This window comes from Mesorhizobium sp. WSM4898 (genome assembly GCF_029625845.1).
In the GTDB taxonomy this organism is placed as follows: Bacteria; Pseudomonadota; Alphaproteobacteria; order Rhizobiales; family Rhizobiaceae; genus Mesorhizobium.
The window spans coordinates 134,004-148,371 of the sequence record NZ_JARTVQ010000008.1 but is presented as its reverse complement, the minus strand read 5'-3'; the positions used below and the strand labels follow the sequence as shown (position 1 = coordinate 148,371).

The window sequence follows — 14,368 nt, the reverse complement described above, 5'->3', positions numbered from 1 at the left end:
AAACGGAAAGGAACGATCATGACACCCTTCTTTGGAAATCTTCTCGTTCGCGTGAATGCCGGCTTCCTGGTCCTTGCTTCCGCAGGCGGGCTCGCCACCGACATTGCCGGCTCGTTCTTCGGGCGCGGGGCTGAAGCCGTGCTGCTCAACAACGCACCCGGCACCGGCATCGGCTTCATCGAGGCGCACGGGCTGGCCCTGATCATCGGCGTGACGCTCTGGCGCATCGCCTACTCCCGCAACTGGCACGCCGTGCTGGCTGCCATGCATGTGCTGCTCGGAACGGCCAACCTTCTGTTCTGGCAGTTCTTCATCGCCGCCGACGTGCTTGTCGTCGGCTACGTAACAACCGCGGCGCACTGGCTGTTCGTGGTTGCTCACCTGGCGGCGCTGACGGGTTCGACCCGGCTGGCCGCTTCATCCTCCCACTAGAACTGAACACCAACCTCAGGAGAAACGAAAATGCCTGTGAAATCTTTCAGGAAAATGCGCTCGGCCGCTGCGTTGCTCGCCATCGGCCTCGCCGCCGTCGAGATTGTCGGCATGGCCGTGCCGGCCCTGTCGCTGGTCGGTACCGCCGAAGCCCGCATCGGGGCGCCCTGGACACCGCACAGCGCCGCGGGCGTCGCTCGGCGCGCCACGACATGGCGTGTGCTGAGGCACACCACCGCCTGGGTCGCCACGCTGCCGGCAGGCTGCGTTCGCACCAAGGTCAACGGCTTCGACGTCTGGCGCTGCGGCCGGACCTACTACCGGCCCTATCAAGGCCGCTACATCGTGGTCGTCGTCGATTGAGGCGGCTCGGGCACAGCCCAAAGCGCGTCGCGCTGAAACGGATTCGGGCGACGCGCTTTAAGTTTTTGTTTTGATATCCCAGAACCGCTGCACACTTCCGGGGCGACATGCATTTAGCCGAGGGCAAGCCTGACGCCTTCGCAGAGATGCTCGGCATCGGCCGGATTTTCGAACGGCACGCCGTGCAGCGCATAGTCGAGCGGCGAGAAGGACGGGCCGTCCTCGATGAGGGCGATCTGCCGCCGCGCCTTTTCCCTGTCGCCCATCTGGGCATAGCAGGCGGCCAGCCTCGTCCTGATCCAGGGCGCCGGCCGCGTCGCGAGCTCCAGCGCTTCCGCCGCCTGCCGATATTCGCCCATCATGTAGAGCGCCAGGGCGCGGTCGAACTGGTACCAGTGCGGATGCAGCGGATCGATGCGAATGCCGCGCGCCAGCCAGGTCAGCGCTTCGAGCGGCCGGCCGCGCATGGTGAGCAGCATGCCCATCTGCTCGATGCTGTCGGCGTCGTACGGGTTGAGCTGCAAGGCGATGCGCATGTGATGCTCGGCCGCCTCGTGATCGCGCATATAGAGGCGGATCAGCGACTGCACGCGGTGGCCGGTCGGTTGGTCGGGCGACAGGGCCAGCCCTTTGTCGGCAAGGTCGCGCGCATTTTCCAGGACAGCATCGCTGGCGCGCCCGAACTCCCCGTCAAGCGAGCGCGCCAAAGCGAGATAGGAATAGGCAAGCCCGTAATTCGGATCCTTTGCGATCGCCGCCTCGAACAAGGCCTCGGCGCCGCGCTGGTCGGTCTGAGCGGGATCGCGCAGCAGCGCGAAGCCGCGCAGCAGGAGCTCGTAGGCGGCAAGGCTGGTCACCGGCTTGCGCGAGGCCTGCTCGAGGCCGGCGTTGGTGACCCGCGTGACCAGGCGGCTGACGATCTGCTCGACTATGTCGCGCTCGATCTCGAACAGGCCGGCGCCCTGCGACTGGTAGCGGTCGCCCCAGAGCTGGCTGGCGCTCGCGATGTCGACGAGGCTGACGGCCACCACGACATGCTCGCCCTGGCGGCGCAGCGATCCTTCGACCAGATAGTCTGCGCCGATGCGGGCGCGGATCTGCGGCCATTCGGCGCGGCCGAAAGAGGCGAAGGAAAAACTCGAATTGCGCGCCAGCACCGTCACGGTGCCAAAGCGCGCCACGCCGTTGATGATATCCTCGGCAAAGCCGTCGACCATCGCCTCATCGGCCGGATCGCCGCTCTCGTTGCGGAAGCGCACCACCGCCACGATCGGTTGGCTGCTGATCTCGGGCGCCGCTTCGGCTTCCGCGGCAAGCATATAGCCGCGCTTGGAGACGGTGCGCACCATGTCCTCGCCCAGCACCTTGCGGATCTCGCGCACCGACTGGGTGAGCGAATCCTCGGTGACATAGACGCCGGGCCAGACGACATCCATCAGCTCCGACTTCGGCACGACGCGACCCATATTGCGGGCGAGATGCGAAAGCAGCGCGTAGGCTTTCGGCCGCAGGAACAGCGGCTCGTTGATGCCGCGCAGCGTTCCCTTGGCGAGGTCGAGCGTGAACCCGCCAAATCGGAACACCTGATCGGCCGTCGCCGTCGTCATCGGGACACCCCTTCGCGCGTGCCGTTAATGCTAAGTCGATCCCACTCGACCCGGCATGCGCGTGGCTATTATTGCTCACTGCGCAATTTCGATCAAACTGCCTGTCGGAGCGCCGACTAGTGTGGCCGCGCCAAATGCGAGGAGCCGTATGAACCCGACCGAGAAAGCGCTGTGGTTTGTCGAAAGCCATCTGCCGGATGCGATTTCGCTCGACAATGTCGCGGCAAGCAGCGGCGTGTCGCGCTTCCATGTGACGCGCGCCTTCAGCGCCGCCACCGGCCGGTCGGTCATGGGCTATATGCGGGCGCGGCGGCTCAGCGAAGCGGCGCGCAAGCTCGCGGGCGGCGCGAGCGACATCCTGGCGGTCGCGCTCGATGCCGGCTACGGCTCGCATGAGGCTTTCACACGGGCCTTCCGCGACCAGTTCGGCACCACGCCGGAACTGGTGCGCGCTGGAGGCTCGACCCAAAACCTCGACCTCGTGGAGCCCATCCTCATGGACAGTTCGGTTCTCACCGCGCTCGAGCCGCCGCGCTTCGAGACCAGCCGGGCGTTTCTCATCGCCGGGCTCGGCGAGCGCTACAGCTGCGCGACCAGCGCCGGCATCCCAATGCTGTGGCAGCGCTTCGGACCCTATATCGGCAACATTCCCGGCGAGGTGCCCGGCGTCGCCTACGGCGTTTGCACCAATGCCGACGATGCCGGCAATTTCGACTATGTCGCCGGCGTCGAGGTGTCGGATTTCTCCGATCTGCCGAAGGATTTTTGCCGGGTTCGAGTGCCGGCGCAGAAATACGCCGTGTTTGCGCATCGCGAGCACATCTCGACCATGCGACGCACGGTCAATACCATCTGGAACAGGTGGCTGCCTGCATCCGGGCATGAGATCGCCGACGCCCCGGACTTCGAGCGTTACGGCCCCGAATTCCATCCGCGCAGCGGCAATGGCGGGCTGGAGATCTGGGTGCCGATCAAAGGTTGAGACGCCTTCCTCCTTCTCCCCTTGCGGGAGAAGGTCTCGCCGAAGGCGATGGATGAGGAGTGTTCCAGCGGAGTGAAACGCCGGCGTTCCCTGGAACACCCCTCATCCGTCTCGGCGCTGCGCGCCGATCCACCTTCTCCCACAAGGGGAGAAGGAAAAGGCGCTACAGCTCCAAGTTCCAGGTCTGGCCGACAAGATCCTTGCCGAAGGAATGGTGGCGCTCTTCCTCGGCCAGCTTGAAGCCCGCCGCCTGGTAGATGCGGCGGGCCGAGCCAAGAATGTCGTTGGTCCACAGCGTCAGCGTCTTGTAGCCCTTGGCGCGCGAGAAGGCGATGCACTCGTCGACCAGCCGCCGGCCGATGCCGAGGCCGCGCGCCGACGGCTCGACATAGAGCAGCCTGAGCTTCGCCACCTTGGGCGACTTGCGCATGACGAAAACCGAGCCGACCACCTCGCCTTCGCGCTCGGCGATCCAGCTGCGCTCCCATTGCGGAACGAAGTTCTTGACGAACTCGCCGAGGATCTCGGCAACCAGCGCCTCATAGGTTTCGTCCCAGCCATAGTCCTGCGCGTAGATGAGGCCCTGGCGATGCGTGATCCAGCCGATGTCGCCGACCTGCAGCGGCCGCAGGATATAAGGCACTTTGGGTTGGGGTTTGTCGCCGAGCAGGTCCTGCACCGTGCGCATCGCCTTGACCAGCCGCTCCTGGTCGGTCGGCGCCAGGCGATCGAGCAGCGCGCGCACCTGGTCGTGCGAATCCTGGTTGAGCGGCGCGAAGGCCTCCCTGCCCGCGGGCGTCAGCGCGATCGAGGACCGCCGCGCGTCGGCCTCCGTGGCGGCGCGTTCGACCAGGCCGCGCTCCTCGAATTTTTTCAGCAGCCGGCTGACATAGCCGGGGTCGAGATCGAGGTCGCGCACCAGGTCGCTGGCGACCAGCCCGTCGCGATGGGCAAGCTCGTAAAGCACGCGAGCCTCGGTCAGCGAGAACGGGCTCTTTAGGAGGCCCTCGTCGAGCAGGCCGATCTGGCGGGTGTAGAAGCGGTTGAAGGCGCGGACGGCATCGATGCGCTTGTTGCCGGGGTGATCGTGGATGGTCATGGGGAGTTCCTCCTGTCGCGGACAGGATCCACCAATTAGTTGACTTAGTCAAATAAATTTAGGCCGACGGGACAGAGGGGGCGCGAAGGATCGCGACGAAGACAGTTGGGGCGCCCGTTACCCCATCGGCAGTACCGGCCAGGACTCGACAATGCGCCCACCGGCAAACACCGCGAGCGAGCCGAAATGCTGCAGCACCGCCTCGCTCTGCGTCGGCCGCAGGAAGGCGTAGTCACCGGGCTTCACCTCCGCGCCCGCCGGCAGCCCCATGAATTGCTGGTTGGAAGACAGCCCGATCAGGCCGTTCGGCTTCATGCCTTCGGGGAACACCGGTTCGGCCATCCACTTGCCGCCATAGAGATAGCAGGCCTTCTTCGGGAAGAGGCCGAGCGCCTGCAGCGTGCGGGAGATAGCCGCCGGGCCGGGGAGCACCGGATCGAGCGCCTTCAGAATCGGCGTCGCAATGAGAGCGGCCGGCCGGAAGCCGTCGAGGCCGGGCGTATCGAAATCGCTGGGCAGCACGAAGGCCGAGCCGATCGACACTTCGTTGGCCACGCCGCCGCCATGCAGCAGCGCCGTCTTGGAACCGCCGATGTTGAGGATGCGGCGCTGGTCCGCATCGAGGGTCGCGACGAACTCGGCAGCCTTCGCCGCGGCCTTTTTCAGCGCGCCGGCCGCGCCGCCGAACAGCCCGGGAATTTCCGGCGCATGCGCTTCATAGGCCATGATGCCTTCGCAGCGCAGGCCCTTCGGTATGGCCAGCGCCCCGATCTCGGTAGGACCGGAAAAGCCGCCGCGATGCAGACCGACATCGACCTCGAAAGCGAAGCGCAGTTGGGTGCCGAACGCTGCGGCGAGCGCACCGTATTCGGACAGGCGCTCCGGCGTGTCGATCAGCCAGCAGACGCGCGACCACCCGCCGGCGTCGCCTCTAGCCAGCGCCGCTTTCGCCGCACCTACCGGCATCGGCTTCCCATAGAGGAGATCGCCCCCGGGAAAGGCGTCGAGCACCGCCTGCGTCACCGGCGGATGGAAGGTCATGAAGCGGTCGGTTTCGAGCGACTTGGAGATATGCGAAAGCAGCGGCAGGCAAGGCAGCGACTTGTCGACGAGGCGCACGGCAAGACCCGGCGCCAGCCTCTGCTTCACCAGCGCGATGTTGGCGTCCAGCCGGTCGCGGTCGAGCACCAGGCAGGGCCGAAAGATTTCGGCGGCCTTGAGCGCCTTCGACAGCTCGGCGAAATAGGCGCTCATTGTTGGATGCCGAACAGGCCGGCCATATAGGGCGACACGAAGCGGTTCCCAGGATCGATGTCGCGGCGCACCGCCATTGCGTCATCCCAGCGCGGATAGAGTTTCTTGAAATCCGCGGCCGTCAAGCTGTGCATCTTCCCCCAATGCGGCCGCCCGCCATATTTGCGGAAGATCGGCTCGGCCGCGCGCATGAAGGGCAGCGGATCGTTCGCCGCGTCGTGATGGATGGCGATCGAGCAGGTCAGCCTCCTGTGGAAGGGCGAGAGCCAGAATTCGTCCGGGGCGACCGAACGCACCTCCATCGGGAAATAGACTTCCGGGAAATGCTTTTCGGTCAGCGCGATGATCTCGGCCAGCGCCCGGGGACCGTCCTCGTAAGGCAGGTGGTACTCCATCTCGTTGAATTTGGTGCGACGGTCGCTGGCGTAGACGTTGAGCCAGTCCTGCACATAATCCTCGGCCGGCACCTTCTTGACCGCACCCTTGATCAGCGCCCGGCGGAGCGCCGGCAGCCGGCGCAGCACGGTGCGCAGCTTGCGCAACGTCGCCAGGCCCTCCTCGTCATCCTCGGTCGGCCGCGACGCCGGCGTTGCGTCGCTGAGATCGCTGGCGATGAACTGCGCATAGCCGGAAAACGGGATGTAATAGAACTCTGCCGAACGGTGTGCGCCCATCATCGTCTCGAAGTCGCGCAGCATTTCGCCGATCGGTAACACCCATTTGCGGCGCCGCAGCCAGTAGGTCGGGATGTTGTTCATCGTCACTTCGGTGAGCACGCCGAAAGCGCCGAGCGCGACGCCGGTGGCATGGACCATATCCTGGTCGCCCGCCCGGCTGTATTCGCGCAGCTTGCCTTGCCCGTCGACGAACTGCACCGTCTCGAGCTGCGTATGATAGGCGCCGAGCGTCGGGCCGGAACCATGCGTCGCGGTGCCCAGCGCGCCGCCGATCGCTTGCTTGTCGATGTCGCCCATATTGGGCAGGCCCTGGCCGATGTCCTGCAGGATGTGCATCAGCGCGCCAAGCCTTGTCCCCGCCCTCAGGCGTGCCCGATTGGCTGCGGCGTCATGCGAAACCAGCCCCTCGATCTTCGCCAGCGAGATGATGGTGCCGTCGGACTGCACCAGCGGCGTGAAGGAATGGCCGGCGCCGGCGACGCGCAGCGGACCGGGCGCGGAACGCACCAGATCGGCCAGTTCGCCGACATCGGCTGGCGTGGCGATCAGCTTCGGCGCGGCGTTCACGAAACCCGACCAGTTGCTCCAGGCGTTTGCCATCGTCACCTCCCGCTCAGGCTGGAACGCGGGGGCGCGCAACCAACACGAAGACGCCGAGCAGCGCCACGCTGGCCAACGCGCTTGCCGCGGCGAATTCCGGCACCGGCCGGAAATTTTGGCCGTCGATCAGCAGCGAGGCGGCCACCGGGCCGATGGCGAGGCCGAAGAGCTGCGCCGCCGGCACAAGCAGTACCGCGTTGCGCGTCTCGTCGGCGGTGATCGCCAGCCGGATCTGGTAGGGCACGATGAAGAGCAGGATGAAGCCCATCACCATCGCCACCGACCAGAAGACCAAAAGCCCAGGGCCGGAAGCGAGCAGCACCGAGCTGATCGTCGCGATGGCGCCGATGACGGTGATGGCGAAGCGGTAGTCGATGCGCGCTTCGAAGACGGTGGCGGTCATGGCGCCCATGACCTGCGCGGCGAGGCTTGCCGAGACCATCAGGCCGACGGTGCGGCCGTCTATGCCGAACTCGGCGCCGAGCGGCTCCAGAAATGCCCAGACGGCGCCGAAGAACATGAAGTAGCAGAAGATCGACAGCAGCGCCGTGATCGCCGGCAAGGTGAGCACATTGGCAAAATGCTCGTCCTTCGGCAGGTCGGCGTAGTCGTCCGGCACGATCCACGCGACGACGAGCGACAACAGGCAGACAACGCCAAGCGCGACGAAGCCGCCGGCCGCGCCCGCGGCAGGCACCGCATAAAGCGCGAGCAGCAGCGCCAGCGCGCATTGCGCCAAGGTCTGCAGCGTGACGAAATAGCCGCCGATGCGCTCGGCCCGGCGCGAGCGGGCGATCAATTCGGTCGCCACGGCGACCAAGCCACCCTCAGCAAGCCCGGCGAGCGTGCGCGCCCCGATCAGCGTATTGGAACTCATCGCATAGGCGGTCCAGAAATTGGCGAGCGCCAGCAGCACCAAAAGCGCGGCGCTCTTCCGGCGCATGTTGCGCGCCGGGAGGAGCATCGCCACGATCGCCGAGCCGATGGCGATCGCGATCATCTCGGCGGTGGCGACCAGTGCCAGCTCGTCACCGGTGACATGACCTTCGCTGTAGAGCGCGCCGGGCAGCACCGGCTGCAAGCCCAGGATGAGCAGGCCGACCGAGCCGATCCAGAGCGCCGCGGCGAGTTGCAGGCCGGTCGGGTTGCCGACCAGCCAGTCGCCATTTTCCGCATGCGCGGCATCGGTTGCAGTCACGAGGCGCCCTCCCTTGCAGCCCGGTGAAAAAGCTGACAAGTTGTCAGCATTCACGAAACTGATACTTGATCAGTTTCCTGTCAACCGAGAATCAACGACTGCCCGCGCGAGATGAGGCAAACTAGGCAAACGGCGACGGAACCCAGACGCAGGCCCAAGCAGGAGCGCAGCCGCGAGCGCATCGACGCGATCCTCGCTACGACCATGCGGCTGATCGGCGAGAAGGGCATAGACGCGGTCACGATGAAGGAAGTCGGCGCGCTGGCGGGCGGGCCGATCGCCACGGTCTATCATTATTTTCCAAGCAAGTCGGCGATCTTGGCGATGCTCTACGAGCGTTTCTCGGAGGAGAGCCGGGCTCGCTTCGGCGCGATCATCGCCGATATCCGGGGAGTGGATGACGTGACCGCTGCAGCCGATCGGCTGCTCGACGATTACTACGGCCGTGTCGCGGCGGATCCGGCGATCCAGGATCTGCAGAACGCGATCCAGGCCGACAAGGCGCTGCAGCATCTCGACATCGCCGAGACGCGGCATCAGGCGAAGATGTTCTGCGACCGTGTGGCGCCGATGCTGAAGCCTAAGCAGCGCGAGGCGTTCGGGCGCGTGGTGTTCCTGATCTTTCAGCTCGCCGGCGGCGTCGTGCGGCTGGCGCTGACGCAGGACGAGGCGGAAGGCCGGCGCACGATCGAGGATTACCGGTCGATCATCCACGCGCAGTTGCGGCTGTTTTTGTAGGCATGCCTAACGGTGGTCATCCTCGGGCTTGACCCGAGGATCCATGCGGCGACTCCGTCATAGAGCGCAACGGCGGAGAATTCTGCAATCCTTGCAACGCCTTAGCGTCACGGCATGGATCCTAGGGTCTGCGCGCGTCGCTTCGCTCCTTGCTCCGCCCTAGGATGACGACCGCTGGATACGATCTCCTCCGCGATTGCCAACTTACCCCGCATCCAGCTTCGGCCCCAGGATCTCCACCAGCCAATCGACAAACACCCTGACCCGTGGCGACAACTGCCGGCTCGGCGGATAGAGCACCGAGATCGGCGTGGGCGTCGGCGGAAAATCGGGAAGCACTTCGACCAGCCGGCCTGCCTCGAGGTCGTCCGCATATCGGAGCCTTGGCGCCTGGAACAGCCCGAAGCCCAGCCGGACCAGCGCAGCACTCGTGTCCGAATTGGCGACCGTGACCCGCGACGGCAGGACGATCTCGCGAACCATGCCGTCGACGGTGAATTCCAGCGGCATCACCTGCCTCGTGCGCGACGACACGAAGCCGATCATCATGTGCCCAGCCAAGTCGTCCGGCGTGCGCGGCACGCCGTGGCGTTCGAGATAGGCGGGGCTGGCCACGGTGATTTCGCGCGCGATGCCGAGACGCCGCACGATCATGTCGCTGTCGGGAAGCGTGCCGGCCCGGATGACGCAATCGACGCCTTCACGCACGAGGTCGACGAGGCGGTCGCCTTCGCCGATATGCACGGTCAGGCCCGGATATCGGGCGAGCAGCGCCGGCAGTTCCGGCAGCAGGAAGGTGCGCGCCATATGGCCGTTGACGTCGACGCTGAGGCGCCCACGCACCTCATGCGCGCCGAAGCCGCCCTCGGCATCCTCGATGTCGGCGAGGATGCCGATGCAACGCTGGTAATAGGCTTCACCGTCGAGCGTGGTGGTGACGTGGCGCGTGGTGCGACGCAGCAACTGCACGCCCAACCGCTCCTCCAACTGCTTGATCGCGGCGGTGGCGCTGGAGCGCGGCAGGCCGAGATCGGCAGCCGCCGCCGTGAAGCTGCGCCGTTCCACGACGCGGGTGAAGAGCCGCATGCTGTCGAACCTGTCCATCGCTGATTGTTCGCAAATCTTGAATAGAGCTGGCAATCCATGCCAGATTATATCGGTCATTCGCGCGAGTATATGGATCACCATCGCCAAGACGGAGATTTTCACCATGACCACTCGCGCCATTGCCCTCATCACCGGCGGCAGCCGCGGCCTCGGCCGCAACACAGCGCTCAACCTCGCCCGCAAGGGCGTCGACGTCATCCTCACCTACCGCTCGCGCGCCGACGAGGCGAAGGCGGCGATCGCCGAGATCGAGGCCGCAGGCGGCCGCGCCGCCGCGCTCGAGCTCGACGCCGGCGACGTTGCCACCTTCCCGGCTTTCGTCGCGGCATTGAGAAAGACGCTTCAGGGAACCTGGCAGCGCGACCGCTTCGATTATCTCGTCAACAATGCCGGGACCGGCCTGCGCAAGCCGATCGCCGAGACCACGGAAGAGGAATTCGACACGCTGATGAACATCCATCTCAAAGGCGTGTTCTTCCTAACCCAGGCGCTGCTGCCGCTGATCAACGATGGCGGCCGCATCGTCAACGTGTCGAGCGGGCTGGCGCGCTTCTCGGTTCCGGGCTCGGCCGCCTATGCGATGATGAAGGGCGGCATCGAGGTGTTCACGCGCTACCTCGCCAAGGAGCTCAGCCAGCGCCGGATCACCGCCAACACCGTGGCGCCCGGCGCCATCGCCACCGACTTCAACGGCGGCCATGTGCGCGACGACGCCGAGATCAACCGCGTCGTGGCTGGCATGACGGCGCTCGGCCGCGCCGGCGTCGCCGACGATATCGGGCCGATGATCGCCTCGCTGCTGTCGGAGGACAATCGCTGGGTCAACGCCCAGCGCATCGAGGTCTCGGGCGGCATGAATATCTAAGCGTGTTGGCGGATCAACCCTTCGAAGCCGTCGGCAAGATTGGCATTGCCGGCGGCGATGAAGCTCGACAGATTGCGGGCGCGTCCAGGCGTTTTGTTGGCATCGAGCAGCACCGCCCTGCCCTCATGCATGACGAAATCGAACTTTCCGTAGTCGAAGCCGAGCTTGCGCCTTAGCGCGCGAAGCTCGTCCGGCACCGGAACCGCCTCGCGACGGATCGTGTCGTCGCCCTTGACCAGGCTCTGCGGCGAGACATGGCGTGTACAGCGCTCGCGCTCACCGCAGAACAGCCAGAAACGGGCGGCAAAGCCATCCGGCTCAGGCTCGGGAATGAATCTTTCCACAATGAGGTCCTCGCGTCCGAACAGCTCCGCCGGAACGTCGGCGAGCGAGGCATGGATCTCGTATTTGTCGAAAGACTGGACGCCGGGAAACGGCATCGGCTTGCCGGCGCGCCGCGCGCGCCGATTCAGTTGCTGTTCCGGCGTTCCCCGATGGTTGAGGCTGCTCTTGACGATAACCTGCCCCTTCCAGCCGTCGTCCTTGCCGACGACGGCGCCGCTGATGCGGCGCTTGGAAATATCGGCGGCGCCGAGATTGAGGCAGAAGGGAAAGGCGCGGGCATACTCGACATAATCGGGCGACGTTACGGTCGCATCGACATGCAGCACCGCGATATCGGCGGCCGGCTTCGCCGACGTGCCGCTGAGGACCTGCACCGAATGGCCGCGGCGCTTCAGTTCCTCCAGCAGATCGAAGAGCATGTACGGGCTGTCCCGGCGCCATAGCAGCCCGCGCCGGCTTTGGAAGCGGTCGAACTCATGCGTGATAACGGCGATGCGTGCCATTGTTCCCCACTTGGCCTATCAAGCGTCGTCCACTATTCGAGCGGATACAACGCGCTACCGGGCTGGGGTTTGCATGACCGAGCATTGGAATGCAATTCGCAAACATTGGCAGTTGCTTGGCTCACCCCTGCGGCGGCCGGCGGAGGTTATCGAAACCTACGATCGCGAGCTCGGCCTTGCCCCGTCGGATGTCGTGATGCTCGGCGTGACACCCGAGCTCGCCGGCTCGGCGCCACGATGACGGCGGTCGACGAGTCTTCGGACATGATTGCCGGCATTTGGCCAGGCGACACCGATACGCGCAAGGCGGTGCAGGGCGACTGGTTCGATCTGCCGTTCGCCGATGCAAGCGTCGAGGCGCTGATCGGCGACGGATGTCTCTCGGTCATCGGCGCCGCCGGCCTCAGGCGCACCCTATTTGCGTCGATCGCGCGCGCGCTCAAGTCCGACGGCCGCGCCGGCATCAGGCTTTACGCCTCTCCCGCAACGCCGGACGACCCGAAGGATGTCCGCGCTCTGGCACTAAGCGGCGGCGTCTCGACTTTCCATGAGCTCAGATGGCGCGTGGCCATGACCGCGATCGGCGACGCGCCGGATTACACGATCCCGGTCAAAGCCATCCTCGAACACTTCGAAAGGGTGTTTCCCGACCGCGAGGAGCTGTCGGCCCGAACCGGATGGGAACTACCGGTCATCGGAACCATAGACGTCTACCGGAACTCGTCCGCCGTCTATAGTTTTGCGCCGGCGGCCGTCTTGATCGAGGAAGCCGAGGTCTTCTTCAAAGCCGTCCGATTGGCCTCGACCGGAAGCTACGGGCTCGCCGAGCGGTGTCCGCTGCTGGTGCTGGGGCCACCTAACCGCTGAAATCTACAGGCAGAGCTGTGACGCAAAAATTGCAAAGCGCCCTGCAATAATTCATCTTCGCCACGTCGAAATCTATCGGCCAAAAAGATGGGCTCGGGCATGAAGATACTTGCGGCATTGCTGTCGATCCTGTTGTGCGCACTCCTCTATCCGTCCTCTCCTGCCGGAGCCGATGGCACTCCCGCAACCATTCCCTTGATAAAACTTGAGTATCCGGGGAGCCCTAAGAATATTCGTATGCTCTATGTGAGAATTCTCTCTCTCGGAAACCGGAAAATCAATCAGCCTCTTTTGCTGGATACCGGCTCAAGCGGAATGACGATCGATTGTCGTTCGACGCTCCCCGCCGGATTATGCTCCGAGAACGGTATCAAGGTTGCGAAAACCCTGGAATTGGACGGTATAATTGTCACGACCCAAAAAGTGGTCATGCACTATGGCACCTACGATGAGTATGGAAATATCGCTTCGGCGCGTGTGACTTTTGGTTCGTCAAGCGCGCTGGCCTCCACGGACAGGCGAATATCGTTCCTAATCCGCTACAAGAAAGTCAGGCGCGACACAGGTGAAGTTGTCGGCGGCCCGCTTTGGCCAAAAGGCATCTTTGGCATCTCGCCCATTGGGGGCGACGGGCCACATCAGATGATCAAATCGCCAATGGACGCAGTGAGCGTGGGACCCGGCCTGCATAGAGGTTACTACCTTTCTGCGATCGGCAGTAAGTGGAAAGCCTGCACAAATGAGGCCGGCAACTGCCCACAGGTAGAAGCCCTCCACGTCGGCATCCCAGATGACGTGAAGAAGAATTTCAAGATACAAAAATGGAAACAGGCCAGCCCGCGATACAATTTCCCCACTCTTGACTCCTGTCTCTCATGGGGCTCTGAGCCGGTTTGTCGGCCGACGCTGTACGACACCGGCAACTCAACCATAATGGTCCCAACCGATACATCCAAACCGTATGCATCATTGAATGTCGGCACCAAGGTGGTGGTGAAAACCGAAGGCCAGGACGATTGGAATTTTACAACCACCTACAAGCCTGAGGTGGAAATTGTCCCTGGCCTTGAACGTAATATCGTCGGTATCCGGTATTTTGAAAGAAACAGCTTGCTCGTCGATCTTGAAACTCAGGAGATCGGCTTGCGGCTTGGATATTAAGCAGCCGATGCTCGGCCGTCCCATCGAACTCACGAGCAATTTCTGCCAAGTAGTCGTGGGGCAACCACTGTGTTTCAGAACCACGTCGGTACATGGAAAAAATTTTGCGCCATTGCCCCTCCCCGCGCGCCTTGACTCTCGCAAGCCACCAGCCTATCTCAGCGCCACGTTAGCACTCGCCTTAGGTGAGTGCTAACTTATATCCGGCCTCGCCGGATGGAGGAACAGTTCTCACCGTTCTCATTCGAGGAAGACAACATGGCAAAGTCCAAGTTCCGCCCGCTTCATGACCGCGTGGTCGTTCGCCGGGTCGAATCCGAATCCAAGACCGCCGGCGGGATTATCATCCCGGATACGGCGAAGGAGAAGCCGCAGGAAGGCGAGATCATCGCCGTCGGCTCCGGCGCTCGCGACGAAGCCGGCAAGCTCGTGCCGCTGGACGTCAAGGCCGGCGACCGTGTGCTGTTCGGCAAGTGGTCGGGCACTGAAGTCAAGCTCAATGGCGAGGACCTTCTGATCATGAAGGAATCCGACATCATGGGCATCATCGGCTGATCATCGGCCTCACCG

Annotated in this window: 16 protein-coding genes; 9 read left to right on the top strand and 7 right to left on the bottom strand. The window is 64.2% G+C overall.

The annotated features are described in order from the left end of the window. Positions 1–18: 18 nt before the first annotated feature. Positions 19–432, top strand: coding sequence for a hypothetical protein (locus tag P9228_RS25640; protein WP_278056209.1), 414 nt, complete (start codon positions 19–21; stop codon positions 430–432). A gap of 30 nt (positions 433–462) precedes the next feature. Continuing rightward, on the top strand, positions 463–795 hold the full coding sequence (locus tag P9228_RS25635; RefSeq protein ID WP_066996527.1) for a hypothetical protein: 333 nt from the start codon (positions 463–465) through the stop codon (positions 793–795). Positions 796–908: 113 nt separating this feature from the next. On the opposite strand, the gene P9228_RS25630 is transcribed toward P9228_RS25635, so the two are convergent. Further along, positions 909–2,402, bottom strand: a complete 1,494-nt coding sequence (locus P9228_RS25630) for a winged helix-turn-helix domain-containing protein (protein WP_278056205.1) — start codon at positions 2,400–2,402, stop codon at positions 909–911. A gap of 148 nt (positions 2,403–2,550) precedes the next feature. Here P9228_RS25630 and P9228_RS25625 point away from each other — a divergent pair, with 148 nt between their 5' ends. Next, on the top strand, positions 2,551–3,384 hold the full coding sequence (locus P9228_RS25625) for an AraC family transcriptional regulator (RefSeq protein WP_278056203.1): 834 nt from the start codon (positions 2,551–2,553) through the stop codon (positions 3,382–3,384). A 163-nt stretch (positions 3,385–3,547) separates the two neighbouring features. Here the strand turns inward: P9228_RS25625 and P9228_RS25620 are convergent, their stop codons facing one another. The 4 genes from P9228_RS25620 to P9228_RS25605 all read right to left on the bottom strand — a co-directional run bounded on the left by P9228_RS25620 (position 3,548) and on the right by P9228_RS25605 (position 8,212). Further along, positions 3,548–4,483, bottom strand: a complete 936-nt coding sequence (locus P9228_RS25620) for a bifunctional helix-turn-helix transcriptional regulator/GNAT family N-acetyltransferase (RefSeq protein WP_278056201.1) — start codon at positions 4,481–4,483, stop codon at positions 3,548–3,550. Between the two features lie 117 nt (positions 4,484–4,600). After that, positions 4,601–5,737 (bottom strand): alanine racemase, encoded by a 1,137-nt coding sequence (locus P9228_RS25615; protein WP_278056199.1) that lies wholly within the window; start codon positions 5,735–5,737, stop codon positions 4,601–4,603. Further along, positions 5,734–7,014 carry a D-arabinono-1,4-lactone oxidase gene (locus P9228_RS25610; protein WP_278056198.1) on the bottom strand — a complete coding sequence of 427 codons (1,281 nt, stop codon included), beginning with the start codon at positions 7,012–7,014 and terminating at the stop codon, positions 5,734–5,736. The genes P9228_RS25615 and P9228_RS25610 overlap by 4 nt, the downstream gene beginning before the upstream one ends. Before the next feature lie 13 nt (positions 7,015–7,027). Then, positions 7,028–8,212, bottom strand: a complete 1,185-nt coding sequence (locus P9228_RS25605; protein WP_278056196.1) for an MFS transporter — start codon at positions 8,210–8,212, stop codon at positions 7,028–7,030. 111 nt (positions 8,213–8,323) lie between these two features. On the opposite strand from P9228_RS25605, the gene P9228_RS25600 reads away from it, so the two are divergent. Then, a complete protein-coding gene (locus P9228_RS25600) occupies positions 8,324–8,950 on the top strand; it encodes a TetR/AcrR family transcriptional regulator (protein ID WP_095824850.1) in 627 nt (208 codons plus the stop codon). A 204-nt stretch (positions 8,951–9,154) separates the two neighbouring features. Here the strand turns inward: P9228_RS25600 and P9228_RS25595 are convergent, their stop codons facing one another. Beyond that, positions 9,155–10,054, bottom strand: a complete 900-nt coding sequence (locus P9228_RS25595) for a LysR family transcriptional regulator (protein WP_067324844.1) — start codon at positions 10,052–10,054, stop codon at positions 9,155–9,157. A gap of 106 nt (positions 10,055–10,160) precedes the next feature. On the opposite strand from P9228_RS25595, the gene P9228_RS25590 reads away from it, so the two are divergent. Beyond that, complete coding sequence (locus tag P9228_RS25590; protein WP_067324842.1) at positions 10,161–10,922, top strand: SDR family oxidoreductase; 762 nt, start codon at positions 10,161–10,163, stop codon at positions 10,920–10,922. On the opposite strand, the gene P9228_RS25585 is transcribed toward P9228_RS25590, so the two are convergent. After that, positions 10,919–11,770: a hypothetical protein gene (locus tag P9228_RS25585; RefSeq protein ID WP_278056192.1), complete on the bottom strand. Its 852-nt coding sequence runs from the start codon at positions 11,768–11,770 to the stop codon at positions 10,919–10,921. The genes P9228_RS25590 and P9228_RS25585 overlap by 4 nt on opposite strands. A gap of 73 nt (positions 11,771–11,843) precedes the next feature. Between P9228_RS25585 and P9228_RS25580 the strand changes: the two genes are divergently transcribed. The 4 genes from P9228_RS25580 (at position 11,844) to groES (ending at position 14,353) form a co-directional block, all read left to right on the top strand. After that, on the top strand, positions 11,844–12,011 hold the full coding sequence (locus P9228_RS25580; RefSeq protein ID WP_278056191.1) for a hypothetical protein: 168 nt from the start codon (positions 11,844–11,846) through the stop codon (positions 12,009–12,011). After that, a complete protein-coding gene (locus P9228_RS25575; protein ID WP_278056189.1) occupies positions 12,008–12,637 on the top strand; it encodes a class I SAM-dependent methyltransferase in 630 nt (209 codons plus the stop codon). Before P9228_RS25580 ends, P9228_RS25575 begins: the two co-directional genes overlap by 4 nt. Positions 12,638–12,736: 99 nt before the next feature. Then, positions 12,737–13,798 carry a hypothetical protein gene (locus tag P9228_RS25570; RefSeq protein WP_127216890.1) on the top strand — a complete coding sequence of 354 codons (1,062 nt, stop codon included), beginning with the start codon at positions 12,737–12,739 and terminating at the stop codon, positions 13,796–13,798. 258 nt (positions 13,799–14,056) lie between these two features. Beyond that, positions 14,057–14,353 carry a co-chaperone GroES gene (gene groES, locus P9228_RS25565; protein ID WP_095801333.1) on the top strand — a complete coding sequence of 99 codons (297 nt, stop codon included), beginning with the start codon at positions 14,057–14,059 and terminating at the stop codon, positions 14,351–14,353. Positions 14,354–14,368 lie beyond the last annotated feature (15 nt).